The sequence below is a fragment of the Haloarcula sp. CBA1131 genome, from assembly GCF_008728975.1.
Classification (GTDB): domain Archaea; phylum Halobacteriota; class Halobacteria; order Halobacteriales; family Haloarculaceae; genus Haloarcula; species Haloarcula hispanica.
In genome coordinates this window covers 2534091-2553305 of sequence record NZ_RPCY01000001.1, presented here as the reverse complement: position 1 = coordinate 2553305, position 19215 = coordinate 2534091, and the positions used below count along the sequence as shown (strand labels likewise).

Sequence of the window (19215 nt, the reverse complement as noted above, 5' to 3'; positions counted from 1 at the left end):
TCAATCGAGTGAAATATTCACCGTCTTCGTCTGCGTGTAATGTTCGATCGTTTCCTCGCCGATCTCTCGACCGATTCCCGACTGCTTGTATCCGCCGAACGGCTGGCCTGCCGGGAAGTCGTTGTAGGTGTTGACCCAGATGTTCCCCGCTTCGATGTCTTTTGCACACTGGTGCGCCTTCGAGAGGTCTTCTGTGAGGACTCCTGCTGCGAGACCGTAGTCGACATCGTTAGCCAGTTCCATCATCTCATCGTACTCGCTCCAGCTGAACACTTCCTGAACCGGGCCGAAGATTTCTTCCTGGACCGGTTTGCTGTCGTGGTCAATCTCGTCAATAAGTGTCGGCGCGACGAAGCAGCCATCCGAAAGGGCTTCGTCGTCCGGCTGACTCCCTCCGGTGACGAAAGCGGCTCCTTCCTGTTCTGCCTCCTCTATGTAGCCCAGCGTCCGCTCGACCTGCTCTGCGGTCACTTTCGGGCCGAGGTCTGTCGCCTCCAGCAGTGGGTCATCTACAGTTAGGTCCTCGGCTGCAGCCGCAAGCTCATTCAGGAACTCGTCTTTGATGTCTTCATGGACGAACAACCGTGACCCGGCACAGCAACACTCACCGGTGTTAAAGAAGATTGCCGTAATCGTCGTCTGGACAGCCTGTTCCAGGTCTGCATCGGGGAACACAATGAGTGGACTCTTTCCGCCCAGTTCCAGCGTCACGTCGGTGATGGTTTCGGCGGCGCTTTGCATCACTTTACTCCCGATTTCTGTCGATCCAGTGAACGCTAGCTTCCGGATGTCAGGGTGTTTCGAGAGCGGCTCCCCTGCCTCCGGACCGAACCCGGTGACGACGTTAACGACGCCGTCGGGAATCACATCTTCCGTAATTTCCATCAGTTTGAGAATACTCAGCGGCGTCTCCTCGGCAGGCTTCAGTACGACGGTGTTACCGGCCGACAGCGCCGGGGCGAGCTTCCAGGCCGCCATCAGCAACGGGAAGTTCCACGGGATTATCTGTCCAACAACCCCATACGGCTCCCGGAGCGTCTGGACGTGCCGGCTGTCGTCAGTTTCAATGGTCCGTCCCTCGCCCGACCGAGCGAGACCTGCGAAATACCGGAAGTGGTCGATAACGAGGTCAATATCGATCCGAGCCTCGCTAATCGGTTTCCCGTTATCTAAACTTTCGAGCTTCGCGAACTCCTCGCTGCGCTCCGCAATGGCATCTGCGATACTATCCAGCATTGCCTGGCGTGCGCCTGTAGACATATCGCTATATGTCTCGTCGTAGGCGTCCCACGCGGCTGCAACCGCGCTATCAATATCCTCGGCTGTGCCGGCTTGCACTTCCGCAAGCGGTTCACCGGTTGTCGGGTCTATCGTTTCGAATGTCTTCCCGGCGCTACTCTGGACCCATTCCCCACCGATGTACAGTTCCCGCCGATCCGGCAGCACCTCGTTTGCCGCCTGTTCGTGACGCTTCTTTATCGCTGACTTCCGCTCGGTTGCGCTCTGCTGCTTGCTGTCACTAGACATATCTACGGCAAATATTTCATGCTATCAATACTTAAAGTTTCAGGGTGGTGTAGCCAGTAGCGATTACAAAAACTCAGAATTCGGCCAAAAAGAAACCACTATAGGTTTCACCCCACCTAATACAGTCCTAATACACGCTCGATATGTCGCCTGTGAGACCGCTGGAGAGCGTCGTCAGGAACCGCTGTCGTCTTATAACTAAAATCACATACCGATACAGAAACGCTCGTTTCGGTCCAGTCCCAGAGGCCGATGTCCACGTTTCGAGGGCCGCTACTCCGCGCACCCCACTCTCTCTGCGTGCGTCTTCTGGCTCCATTGTTTTCAGTGTCTCCTCTCCATCGGCGACGACAACACCGCGGCGCGGACAGACCGCTCGGTCTGGACGAGTGCGGCCCGGCTCACACCGTTCGGGTGGCGTTCTCGCTGCCTGATAATGTTATCACACATTTATCATGTTCCCAATACAATCAAATCGCATGTCTTCCAGACTCGCCAGCGGCGGCCTCCGGGTCGCTACGCTCGCGCTCGTGTCGCTCGTTTTGCTATCGACTGTGGCCGGTACCGTTGCCGCGCAGTCGTATCAGGGAGCAAGCGGAACCATAATCATCGGACCTGACGAGACGTACGACAGCGTTGAGGGGGTCGCCGGGACGGTCATCGTTCGCGGGACGGTGACCGGAGACGTCGAAACCGCGGCAGGGACCGTCCACGTCACCGAGGCCGGTGAGGTGGGTGGGAACATCGAGGCTGCGGCGGGGACTGTCCGTATCGACGGCACTGTCGGCGGCAACGTGAGCGTCGCCGGCGGGACAGTCGAGATCGGCGAGACAGCCCAGATTGGCGGAAACCTCGAAGCAGGTGCTGGCTTCCTCGCGATTCATGGGACGGTCGACGGGACCGTCCGTGCTGGTGCAGAGGAGTTCGTCCTCGGGCCGACGGCGTCGGTCGGCGGCGACGTCCGCTACGACGCAGCCACGTTCACCCGCGATCCCGAGGCCACCGTCGGCGGGAGCGTCGTTCAGGACGAGAGCATCGGCGACAGCGCCGGGCCGGACTCCGGCGAGTTCGCGCTTCCGTCATGGATCGGTGTCGTCTACGGCCTGCTCGTAAACCTCCTGCTGGGTGCGATCCTACTGGCCGCCTTCCCGTCGTTTTCAGCGCGCGTCGCCGGACACGTCGCGGAGCGCCCGGCGAAGTCCGGGGGCGTCGGCCTGCTGACACTCGTCGCCGTGCCCGTCGTCCTCGTCGTTCTCCTGTTCACCATCGTCGGCATCCCGCTCTCGCTGGTCGGTGCCGTCGTTTTCGGCGTCGCGGTGTGGGTCGCCGTCGTCTACGGCCAGTTCGCCGCTGGGTCGTGGGCGCTCTCGCTCGCTGACCGGGAGAACCGCTGGCTCGCGTTGACCGTCGGCCTCATCGGGTTTGCAATTCTCGGTGCGATACCGGTTGTCGGGTGGGTGTTCGAACTGCTTGCGCTTTTACTCGGCCTCGGCGCACTGGCACTCACCCTCAGAGAGTCCTACCAGCGCCGTGGGAACGTCGCAGACGGGCGGCAAACGACGCTTGACGAGGTCGACAGCGATACCACCGCGGCCTGAAGTCCGAGCGACATGCCGCCGTTGGTTCCCCTCCAGTCACTCAGCTTCGATACTCAACAGCTCTTGACCGTGGCGTAGACTGTCTCAACTATCAGTCCGTCCACCAGATGCGCTCGCCGGACGAGGTGATGCCGAGAGCGCTCTCCACGGTCGAAACTCCATTGCTCGCGGGTCACTTCGCTCACCGTTCGCTTTACCGAGGGCCGCGCTTCGCGCGCCCTCGCTACTCCCGAAGCGCGTCTTCTCTCTCCGTCGCTTCCAGCGTCTCCTCCTCGACATCGGTCGCCACCACAGCGGGCTTGTACGCCCCGCCGGGAATCAGGTCGTTCTCGCCGACTGAAGAGTCGACGAAGCGCTGGAAGGCGCGCCGTTCCGGCGGCAGTTCGCCGTACAGTACCTCGTCCTTGACGAGATCGTAGACGGGAATCCGCGGCGTCAGGAGCGTGTTCTCACCGACAATCGAGCCTTCGCCAACGACGAAGCCGCTGGTGACGCGACAGCCAGCGCCCAGCGATACCTCGTCCTCAACGATGACTGGGGCGTTCTCGACCGGTTCGAGGACGCCGCCGATGAGCGTGTTCGCGCCGAGTTTGACGTTCTCGCCGATTTGCGCACAGGAGCCGACGGTGTCACAGGAGTCGACGAGCGTGCCGTCGCCGACGTACGCCCCGACGTTGACGAAGGATGGCGACATCATGATGCAGTCCTCGCCGAGGTACGCGCCGCGGCGGATGGTCGTGCCGTCCGGCGTGTTGCGGGTCCCGCGCTCGCCGAGGTCCGCCGTCTCCCGCAGCGGAAGTACGTCGTGGTAGTCGACGCCGCCGTACTCACGGGCGACGGTTTCGCGCAGGCCGAAGTTCAGTAGAATGCCCTGCTTGACCCAGGCGTTCGCCTCCCACTCGCCGCCGGACTGCTCCGCGGCGCGGACCTCCCCCGCTTCCAGCGCCGCGAGGAATTCATCGAGTACGGCGAGGTGGTCGTCGGTCGTGTCGGCCGCCGAGAGGCCGTCCTGTTTCCGTTGCCAGAGGTCGCCGATATCGGCTTTGAGGCTCATACTTCCCGGTTGCGACGCCGGGGGCTTACCTATCGGGGTTTCGGGATGGGTGTGCTACCATGCCGCATTTTCCGTCTGTCGTTCTCTCAGTCGGACCCGCGGCCGGGGATGTACCCGCATTCCCGGCACATACTGATGCGCGGTGCCGTCGCTTCGAATTCACTGGAACATCGTGGGCAATCGGTCGCTGGTAGTTGTACGTGCTGGTTCGTAGCCATAGACGATACGCGGCAACTCCGACATATAAGGCTGACCGTGGTATTGAGAGAGGTATTCGAGTGTGTATTATCACATATTCATATTTTCCGAATACCGGGTGTCAATATGGTCGCCGCTCACCGATCCGTCGATAGTAACAATTGAAACGATTTACACACTGATCGCACTACAGTCGTCCGATCAGGTGTGCATTGATTTTCAACGGCTACTATAGAACCGCAATCAATTACGGCGAGTAGACCGCTGAAAACCGTTCCGTGTTTCCCTCCGCTTTCCTTCAGGCGTCTACAACGTCGCCGAACTCGTACCAGCCGGCGTCGCGGCCGACGAGCCACGTCGCCGCGTCCAGTGCGCCGGCGGCGAACACACCGCGGTCCTCGGCCCGGTGGGAGAGCGAGAGGACTTCGTCGTTGCCGGCCAACACGAGTTCGTGCTCCCCGCGAATGTCACCGGCTCGCCTGGCGAACACGCCGATTTCGTCGTCATCGCGCGGTGCGTGCCCTTCCCGGCCGTACACCGGCTCTACGTCGCGCTCCTCTTGGATCACGTCGAGGATGCTGTTGGCCGTCCCCGACGGCGCGTCGACCTTGCGGTTGTGGTGGGTCTCCATGAGTTCGAGGTCGTAGTCGTCAAGCGTCCCGACGGCCTCGCTGACGAGGCGCTGGAGGACCTGAATTCCCTGCGAGAAGTTGGTCGCCTTCAGCAGCGGAACCTCCTCACTGGCGTCTCGCAGACTGGCCATCCCGTCCTCGTCGAAGCCGGTGGTTCCGACGACCATCGAGACGCCCGCTTCGACGCAGGCTTCGGCGACGGTCAGCGCGCCCTCGGGGACGGCGAAATCAACCACGACGTCCACGTCGTACTCCCGGAGCGCCTCGGCGGCATCGGCGAGGTCGACGACAGGGACGCCGTCGACCGCGTTGGTATCGCTGGTCGCAAAGCCGACCACGACCTCGCTGTCGGTGGCGGCCTCGATGACAGCGCCACCCATCTGGCCGGTGACGCCGTTGACCGCCACCCGCGTCATCGCTCGGCCTCCGCGTACTCGTCTTCGAGGTCTTCGGTTTCGAGCGTCGCGAGCACGTCACGCAGGTGGTCGAGGTGTTCGTCGGACAGGCGGGTTAGCGGCGAGCGGAGGTACGCCGGGCCGTAGCCTCTGATCCGCATTGCCTCCTTGACCGGGATGGGGTTCGTCTCGACGAACAGTGCGCGGAACAGCGGGCCGAGTTCGTGGTGAATCGCTCTCGCTCGCTCGAAATCGCCGGACAGCGCCGCACCGACCATCGCGCAGGTGCGCTCCGGTTCGATGTTGGCCGAGACGGAGATACAGCCGGTCCCGCCGACCGACAGCATCGGTAGCGTCATCCCGTCGTCGCCGGACAGCACCGCGAAGTCCTCGTCCCGCGTGCGTTCGATGATCTCTGAAATCTGTCCCATGTCGCCGCTCGCAGCCTTGTAGGCCTGGATGTTCGGGTGTGCGGCGAGTTCGACCGCCGTATCCGGGTCGATGTTCTGGCCCGTCCGCGAGGGGACGTTGTAGACGATCTGTGGCAGGTCGACGGCGTCAGCCAGCGTCGTGTAGTGGTCGAGGAACCCCTGCTGTTCGGGCTTGTTGTAGTACGGCGAGATGAGCAACAGCGCGTCAGCGCCGGCCTCGGCGGAGCGCCGGGACAGCTCCAGCGCTTCCTTGGTGTTGTTCGACCCCGAGCCGGCGATGACCGGCACGTCGTCGACGGCGTCGATGACCGCCTCGACGACCTCGATGTGTTCGTCGTGCGAGAGCGTCGCCGATTCACCGGTCGAGCCGACCGGAACGAGGCCGTCGACGCCGGCGGATTCGAGCCGCTGGGCGTCCTCTTGGAGTGTTTCGAAGTCGATACTGCCGTCCTGGTGGAACGGCGTGCACATAGCCGGGAACACGCCGCGGAAGTCGATAGCTGTCATTGCTGAGTGTGTGGTGTCGCTGTGGGTTCGGTTGTCCGGTCGGAAACGGTGCGATAGCCGGCCGATACCGCCGGCTGTTGTGTGTCAAACGTCCTGACCCGAGACGGAGTCGCCACGTCCGCCACGAGTCGCTAAAACGTCGGCTTGCGTTTCGCACGGACGACGCCCTCACCGGGGAGCCACGAGGCGGTTCCGGACTGACGGCGTCGTCGCATGGTCGAGTAACCAAGCGTGACCGACTTAGCTTTTGTGTTCTCGCTGTCGCCTTTCACAGTGCATTCGAAGCCTTATCGAGTCGTCGCATGGAGACGGCGGGACCCCCCATCGTGTGGCAGTACGCCAGCGTTTCCCTCGGCTTGTCTGGGAGACGCTGCTGGAGCAGGCCCGACTGCATTTTGGTATTTGCGTCCTGTCTGAAACAAGCGGTCAGAGGTGTACACATTACATTCTGACAATAACACATAAGTATCGGTCACAAAACACATACTGCAAGGTACATAATATCGGCAGGTATGCGTCGAAGACACTATCTTTTAGCCACCTCCAGCGTCTTCGGATTCGCCGGCTGTTCGAGTACCAGCAGTGATCCGACCGAGACAGCTGCAAAAACGGAAACCGAGAACACTGAGCAACAAACAGCTGGAAATACCGAAGAGATGACAGAGCGTCAACTCAGTGGTCACATTCGGCCAGCTGAGAGTCCTGAGTCCCCGGTAAAAGAACTCTCGTGTGAGAAGGGCAACTTCACTCGCCACCCGCCAATGTATGACGAAGGCTCCGTTCCGTGGGGAGATACCGGGTATGTATCACTACGGATTGATGGGACAGCGTTTGAATACGGTGACACAGCCCAAATTACGCTGACAAACACGTCTGATAGCACCCTCTCTCTGGGTCTTAAGTATCTGTACCAGATCGAACTGCTCACTGAAGATGGCTGGCAAGATGTCCGTGGACAGACCGGGGACGATGAGTTTCAATACGTGGATATGGGTACCGAGGCAGCGCCTGGGCAGGTATTTGAATGGTCGCTCCGTCTGACCGAAGAGGGGGTTGTTCCTGACGAGAAGGATTTTACTGTGTGTCCTGAACTCGTCTCCGGTCGGTATCGGTTCGTCTACTGGACAGTTACTCCGGTAGCAGTTGCGTTCGACCTCCAGAAGTAGGCTGTTTTGCGCTTGTCCGAGTGAAACACAGTGCTCACTAAGTTGACTGCACTCCTCGGTAGTAAGACCGTCTTATTGACATATTCTATCCACGGCTAGAGCTGCTGAAGCGACAACAACTGGTTAGTTGGGGCATAATTACGCCGTTCTTTCACGTTTGTATCCCGAAAGCATATTCGGGCCGATAGCCAATACCTGATATGACAGTTTCCCAGCCGGGACAGCGCGTGGCCGTACTGGCCGACGCGCAAAACCTCTATCACACTGCCCGGAGTCTTTACTCGCGGAACATCGACTACGAGGCACTACTGGAAGAGGCCGTTGACGGCCGCGAACTGACCCGCGCAATCGCCTACGTCATCCGCGCGGATTCGCCCGAAGAGGAGTCGTTTTTCGAAGCGCTCGTCGACATCGGCTTCGAGACGCGCATCAAGGACATCAAGACGTTCCAGGACGGATCGAAGAAGGCCGACTGGGATGTCGGGATGAGTCTCGACGCGGTCTCGCTAGCGAATCACGTCGATACGGTCGTGCTCTGTACCGGCGACGGGGACTTCGCTCGTGTGTGTCGGTATCTCCGCCACGAAGGCTGTCGCGTCGAAGCGATGGGCTTCGAAGAGTCGTCCTCCGAAGACCTCAAAGCGGCCGTTGATGGGTTCATCGACATGAGCGACGATTCCGACCGGTTCCTGCTATAGCCGACCCAGTGTGTGGGCGGTCGCTCCGGCGCTGTCTCCACCACTGGTCCAACCGTAACCGGAATAGCTTCCTGTGGCTCGACGGGCTCAGAGCTACTTGTGCTTGGGTTTCGAAGGAAAAGGCTCTCGGCGGTTAGACCGGGCGACCGTCTTCTGACGTTCCAACGAGGAGGGCTCCGGCGGCCAGCCCAAGTGCAGCCAGCGCTCCGGCAGCGGCCGGGATGCCGATGTCGATTGCCCCTGTACCAAGGATGAGCACGGTGCTGATCGCCAGCAGCGCAGCGCCCAGAATCACTTTTCGCGTGTCTGTAGCCATGTCACCCGTCACTTGGAAGTCATCCGGTATAAATTTCCCCAAAATCGACGGAGGAAAGTATGGTACTAGGAAGCAATGCCCACATCTTTCCTGAGAGACGCCACCGCTCCGGCCCGGCAGAACGGAAATTCCGGCCCACCTGCATAACTGAAGCAGCAAACACATCCCCGTGTAGTTCCCCCGACCAGTTGGGTCACAGAGACGGCGTGTTGCCACATGCTGAGGATAGTCGGTACACCCTCGCGCTCGTCACGGAACTGGCGCGAGATGGAGACCCACTGCAGTTCCAGGCGTCGTGGTCGGATCGCTGACCGCGGATCGGATACAGAGGCACACGCCCCGTGTACTCGGGCCGGGGCGACTGACGGAGCGAACCAATGGCATTCCGGTTCGGGACTCCGTCACCCATAGGGCCGGACCGGTGATTCGGAACGGATTGGGGGAGTGGCATTCACCATCGCCACACGATTTCGGTCGGCCGTGGTTCGGGCAGCCACGGTCGGGCAAACATTTCCTTTCGGACTGCGTCGAACAGTGGCACGGACAGAACCGAAAGGCGGTTTATCACCCGGCATCGAACACGGGCAATGAGTAACGACGAGTTCCGCGGACTCCGGCGCGCGGCCGACTACCAGTTCGGCGGTGGCGGCGGGACAGCGCTGTTCGCCGGCGCTGACGCCCTCGACGTAACACACACCAGCTCCGGCCGTCCGCGGCAGGTCCATGCCACGGATGGCCGGATCGCTACGTACGGCGACGACGGGCGCTTTCGGCTCGGACTCGCCGGCGGGAGCAGACTCCTCGATGCCTTCGACGGGCCGCGACACCGCGTGGTCGTCGGCGACGAGAGCGAGCCCTTCATCCGTGAGGGCCGCAACGCCTTCGCGAAGTTCGTCCAGTCCGCCGACAGCGCTCTCCGTCCGGGCGACGAAGCCCTCGTCGTCCACGAGGACGGCTATCTACTCGCCGTCGGTCGCGCGGAACTGCCCGGCAGCGGCATGGACGACTTCGAGACGGGCATGGCCGTGAAGGTCCGGCAGGGTGCAGAGGACTGACGGGTTTGTGGCGATCACCCGGGGCGTGCCGCCCTCGTGGGTTGGCACTATCCAGGATGGTCGACAAGGATTAGTATGACAGAAAGCATTTGCTGCTCCCTTCGAGACGAGCGATATGCGCCGCCGCACGCTCCTCGCCGCGCTTGCGCTCTCCCCAGTCGCCGGCTGCAGTGCGCCCGGTGACGACACGTCGACGGACGATTCGACACCATCGACAGCCACAACGACGCCACAGGAACAGCCGACAACAGCAGTGACCAGTACACCGCAGGACACGCCGACACCGACACCAACGCCCCCGCCAGACGATCCAATTCTGTTTGTCGTCGACAACGATACCGACAGCGAGCAGACTGTCACGCTCACCATCACGAGAAACGAAACGGCGGTACTGGACGAGACGGCGACGCTGGCTGCCGGCGAGTCGGTCGAGTATGACCCGATGATCGGTGCGACCGGCGAATACACGATCACTGTCGAGGTTCCTGGCGGCCCCAGCCGGACCATCGACCGGCCTATCGGCCGGTTCGCGGTCAGAAACGGCTCGAACCACTTCGTCGACATCACCGCCGAGGAGATACGGATATACTGGGAGGAGTAGTCACAGCACCAGTCCGGACTGCAGCAGCCACACGAGAACCGTCACCGTCACCGCGCTGACGACGGTCGTCAGGAACACGGTCGCGCTGACGAATTCGCCCGGCGAGCAGTCGCCAGTCTGATGGCTGAACGCGCCGACGAGGATGATGGTCGTCACGCCGGTCGGCGTCGCCAACAGGAGCACGACCACCCGCGCGACTGTCTGGTTCTGGAACCCGATTGCGAGCACCGCGGCAAACGCGAGCACTGGCGCCAGCAGGAGTTTCAACGCGCTGGCGATCCCGACCGACCGGAAATCGCTGTCCCCGTCGACGTTCGATAGCTGGATGCCGAGAATGAGCAACATCACCGGAATCGAGGCGTTGCCAAGCAGTTCGAGTGTCTGCATCACCGTCGAGTCTGTGGGCGGCACCGCACCGATCCATCGGAGCGCGAGCGCGACAACGACAGCGTAGACGAGTGGGACACCGAACACGCGGCGCATGTCCGCCAGCGGGCTGCTGCCACTGCCCCGGGCGGCAATGTAGATGCCGAGCGTGTAGAGCATCACGCCCTGCAGCGCGGTCACGAGGACGGCCGTGCTGCGCCCGGTCGCGCCGAAGGCGAAATCCGCCAGTGGAATGCCGTAGTTCCCGGTGTTGGGAAAGATAGACACGAGGACAAACGCGCCCAGCAAGGGTTCCGAGTGGCCCGTGAGGCGACCGACACCCTCTGCGAGGAGGACCATTGCGGCGGTGAACAGCACGACAGCGAGGACGACGCTCAGAATCGTATTGCCGGCCAGCGAGGACGTTGTCAGGCTGTGGACCACCAGCGCGGGCGCGAGAACGTACACCGTGATGGTGTTGAGCGCGTCGGGGTCGGTGCCTTTCACCCGGCCGAGGGCGAAGCCGGCCGCAGCGACGGCGACGACCGGGAGGATGGCCGTAGCGAAGATCGTCAGCAGTGACACGGCGGGGATGGACGGGCGAGCCTTAGAATCGTTACGAAGCCGCGGGAGCGTGCCGGTTTCGGCCGGTCGACAGAACGGTACCGCGACGAACTTCGGCCCGAGCCCGGGTCGCTACGCTTTTCTGCCCTGCCCCGCCAGTCCTACGTATGTTTGGCGGAGGCGGCGGGATGAACCCGCGCAAGATGAAGCAGATGATGGAACAGATGGGCATCGACATGGAGGACATCGATGCGCAGGAAGTAATTATCCGCACACCTGACGAGGAACTCGTCTTCGACGACGCGGAGGTCCAGCTCATGGAAGCGCAGGGCCAGAAAACGTACCAGGTCGTCGGCGAGCCTGAGAGCCGCGAACTCGGCTCCGGCGAGGGCTCGGCCGCGGCGGCTGCGGATGATGCCGACGAGAGCGGTAGCGACTCCGGCGTCGACGAGGACGACGTCGAACTCGTCGCGATGCGGGCGGGCGTCGACGAAGACACTGCGCGAGAAGCGCTGGAAGCCAACGACGGCGACCTCGCCGACGCGGTCGACGAACTGGAGTAACGTGGCGTATCTCTTCGTCCACGAAGACCGCGAGTACCTGCTGGACCCCGGCGAGCGCTTCGAGTCCGACCTCGGTATTCTGGAGGTCCCCGAGGACGTGGAACCGGGCGATGTCGTCGAGACGCATCTAGGCACCGGTTTCACCGTCCGCCGACTGCGCGGCCCGGACCTGTTCACCCACCTCGAACGCACCGGCGCGCCGATGATGCCCCGCGACGTGGGGCTGGTCGTCGGCAAGACCGGCGTGGCAGCGGCGGACCGCGTCCTCGACGCCGGCACCGGGACCGGCATCCTCAGCGCGTACATGGGCCGCATTGGCGCTGACGTGGTCACCTATGAGCAGGACCCGGAGTTCGCCGAGGTGGCGCGACAGAACATGGAGATCGCTGGCGTCGCGGACACCGTCGAGGTTCGGACCGGCGACATCACCGACGACCTCGACGACCTCTCGGGCTTTGACGTGTTGACGCTCGACACCGAGGACGCCCCGACTGTGGTCGAGCGAACGCCGACGCTGCTGGACCGTGGCGGATCGCTGGCGGTGTACTCCCCGTTCGTGGAAAACACGCGCGAGGTCGTGGCGACGGCCACCGAGGTCGGTCTTGACGGCGTCGAGACGCTCGACACCATCCAGCGGGAGATGGACTTCGACGACCGCGGCTCCCGCCCATCGACCGGTGGCGTCGGGCATACCGGCTACCTGACATTCGCGCGGCGGCCCTGACGGCTTCTGTCAGGCTACCCAAACCCCTGTCGTTGGGGTCGACTTTAAACATGTAGTAGCACGTACACTGTACTGCATGAGCGAATCAGAAACGCCGATGGAGACGACAACCTGGCCAGAGCTCGCAATCGGACTCTACGACCGCCTGACCGGGCGCAACGCGGAAATAACGTACGACTTCGACGACATGGAAGTCGACGTCCCGAGCAAGGCCGGCGAGGACGCCGAGCACGCTCGCTGGCGAGTCGATGGCACGCTGACTATCACGACACGCGATAACGACTGACAGTGGTCACCACGGCGAAGGCGGTCGGCGATCTGTTCGACCAGGTCGAGCGAAAGCCGGACCTGCTCGTCGACGCCGACCTGACCGTCGAGCGCGACGGGGTCGCGTTCAGCGTCCGCGGGTACGACGACCTCGTCGCCGTCGACCTACCGTCTTTCGGGGCGGCGCTCACCCTCTGGCGGGACCGACCGGTCGAGGGAAGGGACGCCGCCGCGGCGCTGACTGTGGCCGGACTGACGGCTGAAATCCGCGTTCGTGGTGCGCCCGTGGCCCGCCTCGGCGCGGACGCCGTTCCGAGCTCGCTCGCGAAACGACTCGGTCTCGGGCCGATAGAACTGTTCCTCGACGGCACGCTTCTGGCGCTTACGCCACGGCGCGGATGAGGTCAAGCAGTTCGGACCGGTAGTCCGACGGCGTCCGCCGGAGCGCTTCCGGCGGATTCTCAATATCCAGGAGTGTCGCCAGCGACCGGTCGGGGTACGCGCCGGCGGCGATACGGAACCCCTCGCCGTGCCAAACGCCGACCCAGCCGGTAATCGACAGCGTCGCGTCGGCCGTTTCGAGGTCGAGTTCGGCGCTGTAGGTCCGGAGCCGCGCCCGGTCGCCGCTGTCGACGCGAACCCGCTCGCTCCGCCCGCGTTCGACGGACTCGAACCCTCTGTCGGCCAGTTCGTCGGCGAAGGCCGACTGAGCCTCCGAGCGGACTGTCGGGAGAATCACCGCCTGGCCGATACCCGGCGCGAGCGGCGGGGTAAACGACAGTGCGGTCGCGAAGAAGAACCGCCACTGGTGGTCGAGCCCGACCGCGTCCCGGACGGCTTCGCGTGTCTCGGCGGCGTCGTACACCTTCGTTGCCCCCTCGACGCGGGCCGTCGGCAACTGAAAGACAGTTTCGACGCTCTCGTCGACGAGCTCCCAGCCGCCGTCGCGCAGCCGGTCCGCGGGAACGTCCGGGAACGCGGGGTCAGTGGGCACGGTCCGGCCTCAGTGGTCGTCCTCTCGCCACTTGTGTTCGCACTCGGTACAGGTGAAAAAGCGCGTCTCGGACTCGTCGGCCGCGCGGATCTGTTTCATCTCGTAGAAGGCTCGCTCGTTGCCACACTCGGGACAGCGAGCGCCCGTCGTCGGCCCCATGTCTTCGGCGTCGACCTCGGAGGTGTCGACGACTTCCGACTCCTCCTGGCCCTGCGTGGTGACGGCCATCTCCTGTTCGGTCTCGGCGTTTCGAGCCTTTTCGTAGCCGCAACTACCGCAGACCCAGCGCTCGTCGTCCGTTTTCATCATCGAACCGCATTCGTCGCAAAACTCCATTGTAGTACCACCGTTTGCCTGCCGACCGTGTTAAATACCCGGTTTCGCCCAGGCCGTTCTGTCGGTCCCCATCGCTGTGCAGTGCGGAAGCTTAGCAAAATCGGAGTGCCGACGGTATCAGTCGTTGCGAACCCACGCCGAACAGGGTTCCATGTCGTCCATGACCTCGCCGTGGAACGAACAGTACGGCTCGATATCGCCGTCCTGCATCACGTACTCGAAGTGCCGGCAGTTCCCGCAGTAGGTGTCCGGTTCGCCCTGGTGGACCGCCGTCTCGGTAATCGCGTCGTGCCCCGCCGTCGCCGTGCCACCGTCGGTCGATGTGGACCCTTCCGGGCCGGCCTCAGCTATTCTCGGGTCGAGCGCGTTCTCGGAAGGGCCGGTTCGGTTCGTCCCACGCGACGCGGTGTTTTGATGGCCGGTGTTCGAGCCAGTGGTCGCCCGACGGTCCGACCGTCGCTCTGTCGCTGTGCCGCTGTCCGACCGTCGCTTGGACCGCGTGCTGCGGTCAGACTGCGTGCCGCCCGTCGGCTGTCGACTGCGGCCGTTGGCCGTGCGCGTAGTGCCCGAGTGCTGTCCGGTCCCACCGTCACTGACAGCGCCCTCGTCGGTCGCACTCGCTCGGTTCGTCTGCGTCTCGACCGTGCCGTCCGGGTCCTGTCCGAAAAACCCGATGCCGCCCAGTCCCGGCAGCGTCCGGGCTTCCTCGACGAGACGGATCGTCCCTTCCTCGGTCACTTCCATGCGTGCCGTCCCACCGGGGTCGTTTCGCGTCTTGAACGTCGCAAGCGACGCGAACAGGCACCAGAACGTCGTCACGATACCGGCGAAGTAGACGACGCCGGTGAGCAGTGCCAGCAGCGGGTCGCTGCTGGTCCAGCTGTAGGGATACAGCGACCGGAACAGCACGACGCCGACTGTTGCGACGCCCGTGCCACCGAGGGCGGTCAGCCGGATTCGACGACTGGCCGGTAACACCGCGAACACGCCGAGGATGACCGACGGCAGCCCGAGCCCGGCGATGACGCCGGCGATCCGCCTGGCTGCGTAGGCGTCCAGCCCGTATCTGTTTCCGATGCCGGTCGTTGCGAGCGCGATTGCCCCGACGAGTCCGGCAACACCAACGAGAAACAGGGCTGTCCCGACGAGTTGCTGGCGGCGCGATGCGACGCGCCCAACCTCCCCTTCGTACACGTCGGTGAGACTAGTCATGCAGTATACTACTGCTACATCCGATAAAACTACCCGTCAGACAGATGCATGACGCGGGCACGCGCGTGATTCACCAAGTGCGCGAGCCGTTCCGAAAGCACTAATCGGACCCACGGGAACAGTTCGGGTATGAGCGACGACGAAAGCGAGGACGCGGAGGAGCCGGCTGTCGAACTCGGCGACGGACCCGACGTTGCCGGTGCGCCGCTGGCCCGCGTCTCGGCCCGGCTCACCTGGGGCATCGAACACAGCACTATCGTCGACCGCGAGGGGGACACGACGATTCGGACGCCGGACGGCCCGCAGGAACTCGCAACGGTGCTCGAGGACGTCGACGTTCCGTACTTCGCCGACCGCCAGGAGTTCGAGAACGCGGTCCGGGACGTCATCGGGACCGGCCCCATCCCGACCGAGTGAGGGCGGGAGCGGACTTCTGTGGCACCAGCACGACCCATCCCAGTTACAACTGCTGTGATCTGTGCGGCGTGTGTTATCACCCCCTTATACTCGCGGTCCGATATCGCGTCGAACCACAGGCTTTGATAGCGTCTGTTGCGGAGACAGCGTGTGTTCCACAGAAGTGGCCTCTCCTGGAAAGAGCGTGCCGCCTTCGCTGTCTGGGGACTCGGGGTATTCATCGTCCTCCGGACTCTGTACGACGTATTCGGCGTGGCAGGGCGAGAATTAGCTATCGCGGCTGGTGTCCTGGTTTTTGGCTCGTTCTACGGCGTCTTCATGCCAGTCTGGCGGCGGTTCTCAGCGGAATGACTCACACGAAGAACCGGCGGGACAGACACAGCGGCGTCACCGTTCCGACGCAGTTGGATCCACTATCGTAACGCCACAACGCAACAGTTTGCTACCTGTTACCGCATATTTTCGAGCGCATACACCGTGTCGGAGATGAGCCATTCCGTCTCACAATCGGCGTGCTCGATACTGAGCGCGTTGAAGGTCTCTCGTCCGTCATCAACCGTTATTTCGAACGCTCGGCTACGAAGCGACTCGGGATGGGGACTCGGTGGGGACACACATCTCCATCATAGAGTGGGACCGATAAACGAGTCGATTCGCCGCGACAGGCCCATTACGCGCCGATTGGCCGCCGTCTGGCGATTGGTTATGAATCGCCCGACTCGCTCACTTCGGCTCTGCCGCGGCGCTTGCCGAACAGGTACGCGGCCACGACGAGTGCGAGGGGAACGACGAGAAACATCCCCATCGTGACGAGCATGACGACCATTTCAGTAGTACCGGGCATCCCGGGAAACAGGAGGAGGGCCATACGCCCCGTACATCCGCCTGTCTCAAAAGTCCAACTCAGGGTCCACTGTTTAGCGTCGGGCACGCAGACCGGGAATCGCGTTCTACCACCGGCAGCCCCGCGTTAGACGTGTGGCTCCGGGAGCAGGTCGTCGAATGCCTGTCCGTCCAGCCATTCGCAGAGCCTGACGAGCTGTTCGGTCGCGGCCTCGAACATCTCCGCCCCCTTCTCGGCCGTGGCGTCGGTCTGGTCGCCGAGAACACCATTGCCGGTGTTATCAGCGGCATCGTAGAAGGTCCGCGAACCGTACTTCTTTGTCTCCGCCGCCTCGACGCTCGGAATCCCGCCGTCCCGTGCGTCTTCGAGGCGGTCGTCGTGAACCAGTTCGGCGCGCAAGTGTTGGATCATGGCCGTCTCCTTCGGCCCGCCGTGTGGCCCGTTCTGCTCGAACAGGTCGTCTACGAGGTCCGGAATGCTCTCGTCCCACATCCACTCGATGGCGTACAGCACTTCGTCGTCCCGGAGCCGCCGGCCGACCTCCCGGAGGTGCTCGACGTTCCCGCCGTGGGCGTTCACGTAGATGACCCGGTCGATGCCGTGGTACGCCAGGTTCCGGGTGAACGACTCGACGTAGTCGCGAAACACCGGCGCGTCGACCCACATCGTCCCGTTGAACTGTCTGTGATGGGGGCTCACGCCGACGTTGATGGTCGGGGTGCAGAGGTAGCCAGTCCTGTCGGCGGCTTCTCGGGCGAAGGCTTCCCCGATGAGATGGTCCGTCGCCAGCGGGAGATGCGGCCCATGTTGCTCTGTCGACCCGAGCGGGACGAGCGCGAGCGACTCCGTCTCGAAATAGTCGCCGAGGTCCGGCCAGGTCTCGTCGGCAAGGTACATACCACTGCTGGTGACGGACGCGTCTTGAATCTGTGCTTCGCCACGGCCCCGCGGCGGGATTCAGGTAGTACGAAGGACTCAGTCGAACAGCTCGTAGACGCGAGCCTCGTACGGCGCGAGCGTCACCGTTTCCGGGTTCTGGTCGTCGTGGTCGTAATTGCACTCTCGCAGCGTCGCATCGGCGTACTCGACCGGCAGGTCGAAGGTTTCCGTCGCGTCGTCGAAGTGCAGGACGACGAGGACTTTCTCGGTTCCCGAGTCCGTCGACAACGACCGCGTGAAGGCGAAGACGGTTTCGTGGTCGGGGAGCAGGTCGGTGTAGTCCCCGTACACGAGCACGTCTCTGTCGGAGCGTAACTGGATGAGCCGCTGGTAGTAGCTGTAAACGGAGTCCGGATCGGCCTGCTGGTCGGCCGCGTTGATCTCCCTGTCGTTCGAATTGACCTGAATCCAGGGGTCGCCGTCGGTGAAGCCGGCGTATTCCGAGTCGTCCCACTGCATCGGCGTCCGGGCGTTGTCGCGGGTCCGATAGCCGACCACGTCTTTCACGTCATCGTAGTCGTCGACGCCCTCCCGGTCGAGTAGCTCTCGCGCGTGGTTGATGGCGTCCACGTCGCGGAGGTCGTCCATCGTGTCCCAGTCGGCGTTGGTCATCCCGAGTTCCTGCCCCTGGTAGATGTAGGGCGTGCCACGGAGCGTGAGGAGGAACGTTCCGAGCAGCTTCGCGGATTCCCGGCGGTAGTTCTCGGGGTCGCCGTAGCGGGAGACGCTCCGCGGCTGGTCGTGGTTCTCCCAGTACAGCGTGTTCCAGCCGTCCGCCGCCAGCCCGTCCTGCCAGCGGTCGACGATACGCTTCAGTTCCGGCAGGCTCCAGTCGCCGACCGACCACCGCTCGCCGTCAGCGTAGTCGAGTTTCGTGTGCTGAAAGTGAAACGCCATGTCCAGCGGGCCGTCCGCGCCGGCGTACTCGCGGGCCGACTCGACGGTGAGCTGTGGCATCTCCCCGACGGTCATCACGTTGTAGTTCGACAGCACCTCGTCGTCCATTGCGTCGAGATACGACAGCATCTCCGGCCCGTCGATGAACTGTTCGGACCCGACCCACTCGCTGTCCGGATCGCCGTCGGGCAGCCCCTCGACTTTCGACAGGAGATTGATGACGTCCATCCGGAAGCCGTCGATGCCCTTCTCCAGCCACCACTCGATAGTGTCGAAGACGTCCTGTCGGACGGCGTCGTTGCGCCAGTTCAGGTCCGGCTGTGAGGTGTCGTACAGGTGGAGGAAGTACTCGCCGCGCTCCTCGTCGTACTCCCAGGCGGAGCCCCCGAAGAAGGACTCCCAGTTGTTCGGTGGCGCGGGCTCGCCGTCCTCGTCTGTTCCGCCCTCGCGCCAGATGTAGTAGTCGTCGTACTCCGGGTCGCGCTGGCGGGACTTCCGGAACCATTCGTGTTGGTCCGAGGTGTGATTGACGACGAGATCCATGACGAGCCGCATGTCCCGGTCGTGGACCTCCTCAAGTAGCGCTTCCCAGTCGGCCATCGTCCCGAACTCGTCGTAGATGGCCTGATAATCGCTGATGTCGTAACCGTTGTCCTTCTGCGGGGAGTCGTACACCGGGTTGAGCCAGATGACGTCGACGCCGAGGTCGGCGACGTAGTCCAGGCGCTCGATGATGCCCTGTAAGTCGCCGACGCCATCACCGTCGCTGTCGTTGAAGCTCCGGGGATAGATCTGGTAGACGACTGCCTCCTTCCACCAGGCGCGCTCTGCGGTCATACAGAGGGGTAGCCTGACGTGTTGCTTAAATCTACGGGTTCATACAACACCCGTTGTAAACTCTTAACTCGCCGGCT

The 19215-nt window shown here is 63.0% G+C and carries 24 protein-coding genes; 11 read left to right on the top strand and 13 right to left on the bottom strand.

Annotation, left to right across the window (positions count from 1 at the left end):
• A complete protein-coding gene (locus Har1131_RS12980; protein ID WP_014039867.1) occupies positions 1-1527 on the bottom strand; it encodes an aldehyde dehydrogenase in 1527 nt (508 codons plus the stop codon).
• 479 nt (positions 1528-2006) lie between these two features.
• Here Har1131_RS12980 and Har1131_RS12975 point away from each other — a divergent pair, with 479 nt between their 5' ends.
• Positions 2007-3125 carry a polymer-forming cytoskeletal protein gene (locus tag Har1131_RS12975; protein ID WP_151146744.1) on the top strand — a complete coding sequence of 373 codons (1119 nt, stop codon included), beginning with the start codon at positions 2007-2009 and terminating at the stop codon, positions 3123-3125.
• Between the two features lie 223 nt (positions 3126-3348).
• Here Har1131_RS12975 and Har1131_RS12970 read toward each other — a convergent pair whose 3' ends face one another.
• The 3 genes from Har1131_RS12970 to dapA all read right to left on the bottom strand — a co-directional run bounded on the left by Har1131_RS12970 (position 3349) and on the right by dapA (position 6342).
• Entirely contained in the window at positions 3349-4179 is an 831-nt protein-coding gene (locus Har1131_RS12970; RefSeq protein WP_151146741.1) for a 2,3,4,5-tetrahydropyridine-2,6-dicarboxylate N-succinyltransferase, read from the bottom strand.
• A gap of 496 nt (positions 4180-4675) precedes the next feature.
• Positions 4676-5425, bottom strand: coding sequence for a 4-hydroxy-tetrahydrodipicolinate reductase (gene dapB / locus Har1131_RS12960; RefSeq protein WP_050037740.1), 750 nt, complete (start codon positions 5423-5425; stop codon positions 4676-4678).
• The gene (gene dapA, locus Har1131_RS12955) at positions 5422-6342 is read right to left on the bottom strand and encodes a 4-hydroxy-tetrahydrodipicolinate synthase (RefSeq protein ID WP_151146738.1); all 921 of its coding nucleotides are present in this window, start codon (positions 6340-6342) and stop codon (positions 5422-5424) included. Before dapA ends, dapB begins: the two co-directional genes overlap by 4 nt.
• 512 nt (positions 6343-6854) lie before the next feature.
• Between dapA and Har1131_RS12950 the strand changes: the two genes are divergently transcribed.
• Positions 6855-7508, top strand: coding sequence for a hypothetical protein (locus tag Har1131_RS12950; protein ID WP_151146735.1), 654 nt, complete (start codon positions 6855-6857; stop codon positions 7506-7508).
• A gap of 200 nt (positions 7509-7708) precedes the next feature.
• A complete protein-coding gene (locus Har1131_RS12945; protein WP_004516675.1) occupies positions 7709-8206 on the top strand; it encodes an NYN domain-containing protein in 498 nt (165 codons plus the stop codon).
• 133 nt (positions 8207-8339) lie between these two features.
• Here the strand turns inward: Har1131_RS12945 and Har1131_RS12940 are convergent, their stop codons facing one another.
• A complete protein-coding gene (locus Har1131_RS12940) occupies positions 8340-8522 on the bottom strand; it encodes a hypothetical protein (protein WP_008310160.1) in 183 nt (60 codons plus the stop codon).
• Positions 8523-9109: 587 nt separating this feature from the next.
• Between Har1131_RS12940 and Har1131_RS12935 the strand changes: the two genes are divergently transcribed.
• Both Har1131_RS12935 and Har1131_RS12930 read left to right on the top strand, forming a co-directional pair.
• Positions 9110-9577 (top strand): PUA domain-containing protein, encoded by a 468-nt coding sequence (locus tag Har1131_RS12935; protein WP_050037743.1) that lies wholly within the window; start codon positions 9110-9112, stop codon positions 9575-9577.
• 115 nt (positions 9578-9692) lie between these two features.
• Positions 9693-10178, top strand: a complete 486-nt coding sequence (locus tag Har1131_RS12930) for a hypothetical protein (protein ID WP_050006881.1) — start codon at positions 9693-9695, stop codon at positions 10176-10178.
• On the opposite strand, the gene Har1131_RS12925 is transcribed toward Har1131_RS12930, so the two are convergent.
• Positions 10179-11129 (bottom strand): AEC family transporter, encoded by a 951-nt coding sequence (locus Har1131_RS12925; RefSeq protein ID WP_050037744.1) that lies wholly within the window; start codon positions 11127-11129, stop codon positions 10179-10181.
• Positions 11130-11275: 146 nt separating this feature from the next.
• Here Har1131_RS12925 and Har1131_RS12920 point away from each other — a divergent pair, with 146 nt between their 5' ends.
• The 4 genes from Har1131_RS12920 (at position 11276) to Har1131_RS12905 (ending at position 13064) form a co-directional block, all read left to right on the top strand.
• A complete protein-coding gene (locus Har1131_RS12920; RefSeq protein WP_008310152.1) occupies positions 11276-11671 on the top strand; it encodes a nascent polypeptide-associated complex protein in 396 nt (131 codons plus the stop codon).
• Position 11672: 1 nt separating this feature from the next.
• Positions 11673-12395 carry a methyltransferase domain-containing protein gene (locus Har1131_RS12915; protein ID WP_004962944.1) on the top strand — a complete coding sequence of 241 codons (723 nt, stop codon included), beginning with the start codon at positions 11673-11675 and terminating at the stop codon, positions 12393-12395.
• A 76-nt stretch (positions 12396-12471) separates the two neighbouring features.
• Positions 12472-12681, top strand: coding sequence for a hypothetical protein (locus tag Har1131_RS12910; protein WP_014039877.1), 210 nt, complete (start codon positions 12472-12474; stop codon positions 12679-12681).
• Positions 12682-12683: 2 nt separating this feature from the next.
• Positions 12684-13064: a hypothetical protein gene (locus Har1131_RS12905; protein ID WP_014039878.1), complete on the top strand. Its 381-nt coding sequence runs from the start codon at positions 12684-12686 to the stop codon at positions 13062-13064.
• Here Har1131_RS12905 and Har1131_RS12900 read toward each other — a convergent pair.
• The 3 genes from Har1131_RS12900 to Har1131_RS12890 form a co-directional block, all read right to left on the bottom strand.
• Positions 13045-13656 carry a hypothetical protein gene (locus Har1131_RS12900; protein WP_014039879.1) on the bottom strand — a complete coding sequence of 204 codons (612 nt, stop codon included), beginning with the start codon at positions 13654-13656 and terminating at the stop codon, positions 13045-13047. The two genes, Har1131_RS12905 and Har1131_RS12900, sit on opposite strands and share 20 nt — an antisense overlap.
• A 9-nt stretch (positions 13657-13665) precedes the next feature.
• Positions 13666-13992 (bottom strand): transcription factor S, encoded by a 327-nt coding sequence (locus Har1131_RS12895; RefSeq protein WP_005535365.1) that lies wholly within the window; start codon positions 13990-13992, stop codon positions 13666-13668.
• A 117-nt stretch (positions 13993-14109) separates the two neighbouring features.
• Positions 14110-15204 carry a hypothetical protein gene (locus Har1131_RS12890; RefSeq protein ID WP_151146732.1) on the bottom strand — a complete coding sequence of 365 codons (1095 nt, stop codon included), beginning with the start codon at positions 15202-15204 and terminating at the stop codon, positions 14110-14112.
• Between the two features lie 129 nt (positions 15205-15333).
• Between Har1131_RS12890 and Har1131_RS12885 the strand changes: the two genes are divergently transcribed.
• Positions 15334-15621: a DUF5789 family protein gene (locus Har1131_RS12885; protein WP_014039881.1), complete on the top strand. Its 288-nt coding sequence runs from the start codon at positions 15334-15336 to the stop codon at positions 15619-15621.
• Positions 15622-15771: 150 nt separating this feature from the next.
• Positions 15772-15972, top strand: coding sequence for a hypothetical protein (locus Har1131_RS12880; RefSeq protein ID WP_008310143.1), 201 nt, complete (start codon positions 15772-15774; stop codon positions 15970-15972).
• A 98-nt stretch (positions 15973-16070) separates the two neighbouring features.
• Here the strand turns inward: Har1131_RS12880 and Har1131_RS21805 are convergent, their stop codons facing one another.
• The 4 genes from Har1131_RS21805 to Har1131_RS12870 all read right to left on the bottom strand — a co-directional run bounded on the left by Har1131_RS21805 (position 16071) and on the right by Har1131_RS12870 (position 19138).
• Positions 16071-16235 carry a hypothetical protein gene (locus Har1131_RS21805; RefSeq protein WP_023843175.1) on the bottom strand — a complete coding sequence of 55 codons (165 nt, stop codon included), beginning with the start codon at positions 16233-16235 and terminating at the stop codon, positions 16071-16073.
• Positions 16236-16324: 89 nt separating this feature from the next.
• Positions 16325-16489, bottom strand: a complete 165-nt coding sequence (locus Har1131_RS21800) for a hypothetical protein (protein ID WP_165353747.1) — start codon at positions 16487-16489, stop codon at positions 16325-16327.
• 102 nt (positions 16490-16591) lie between these two features.
• Positions 16592-17362: a creatininase family protein gene (locus Har1131_RS12875; protein WP_014039884.1), complete on the bottom strand. Its 771-nt coding sequence runs from the start codon at positions 17360-17362 to the stop codon at positions 16592-16594.
• 78 nt (positions 17363-17440) lie between these two features.
• The gene (locus Har1131_RS12870) at positions 17441-19138 is read right to left on the bottom strand and encodes an alpha-glucosidase (RefSeq protein ID WP_151146729.1); all 1698 of its coding nucleotides are present in this window, start codon (positions 19136-19138) and stop codon (positions 17441-17443) included.
• Between the last annotated feature and the right edge of the window lie 77 nt (positions 19139-19215).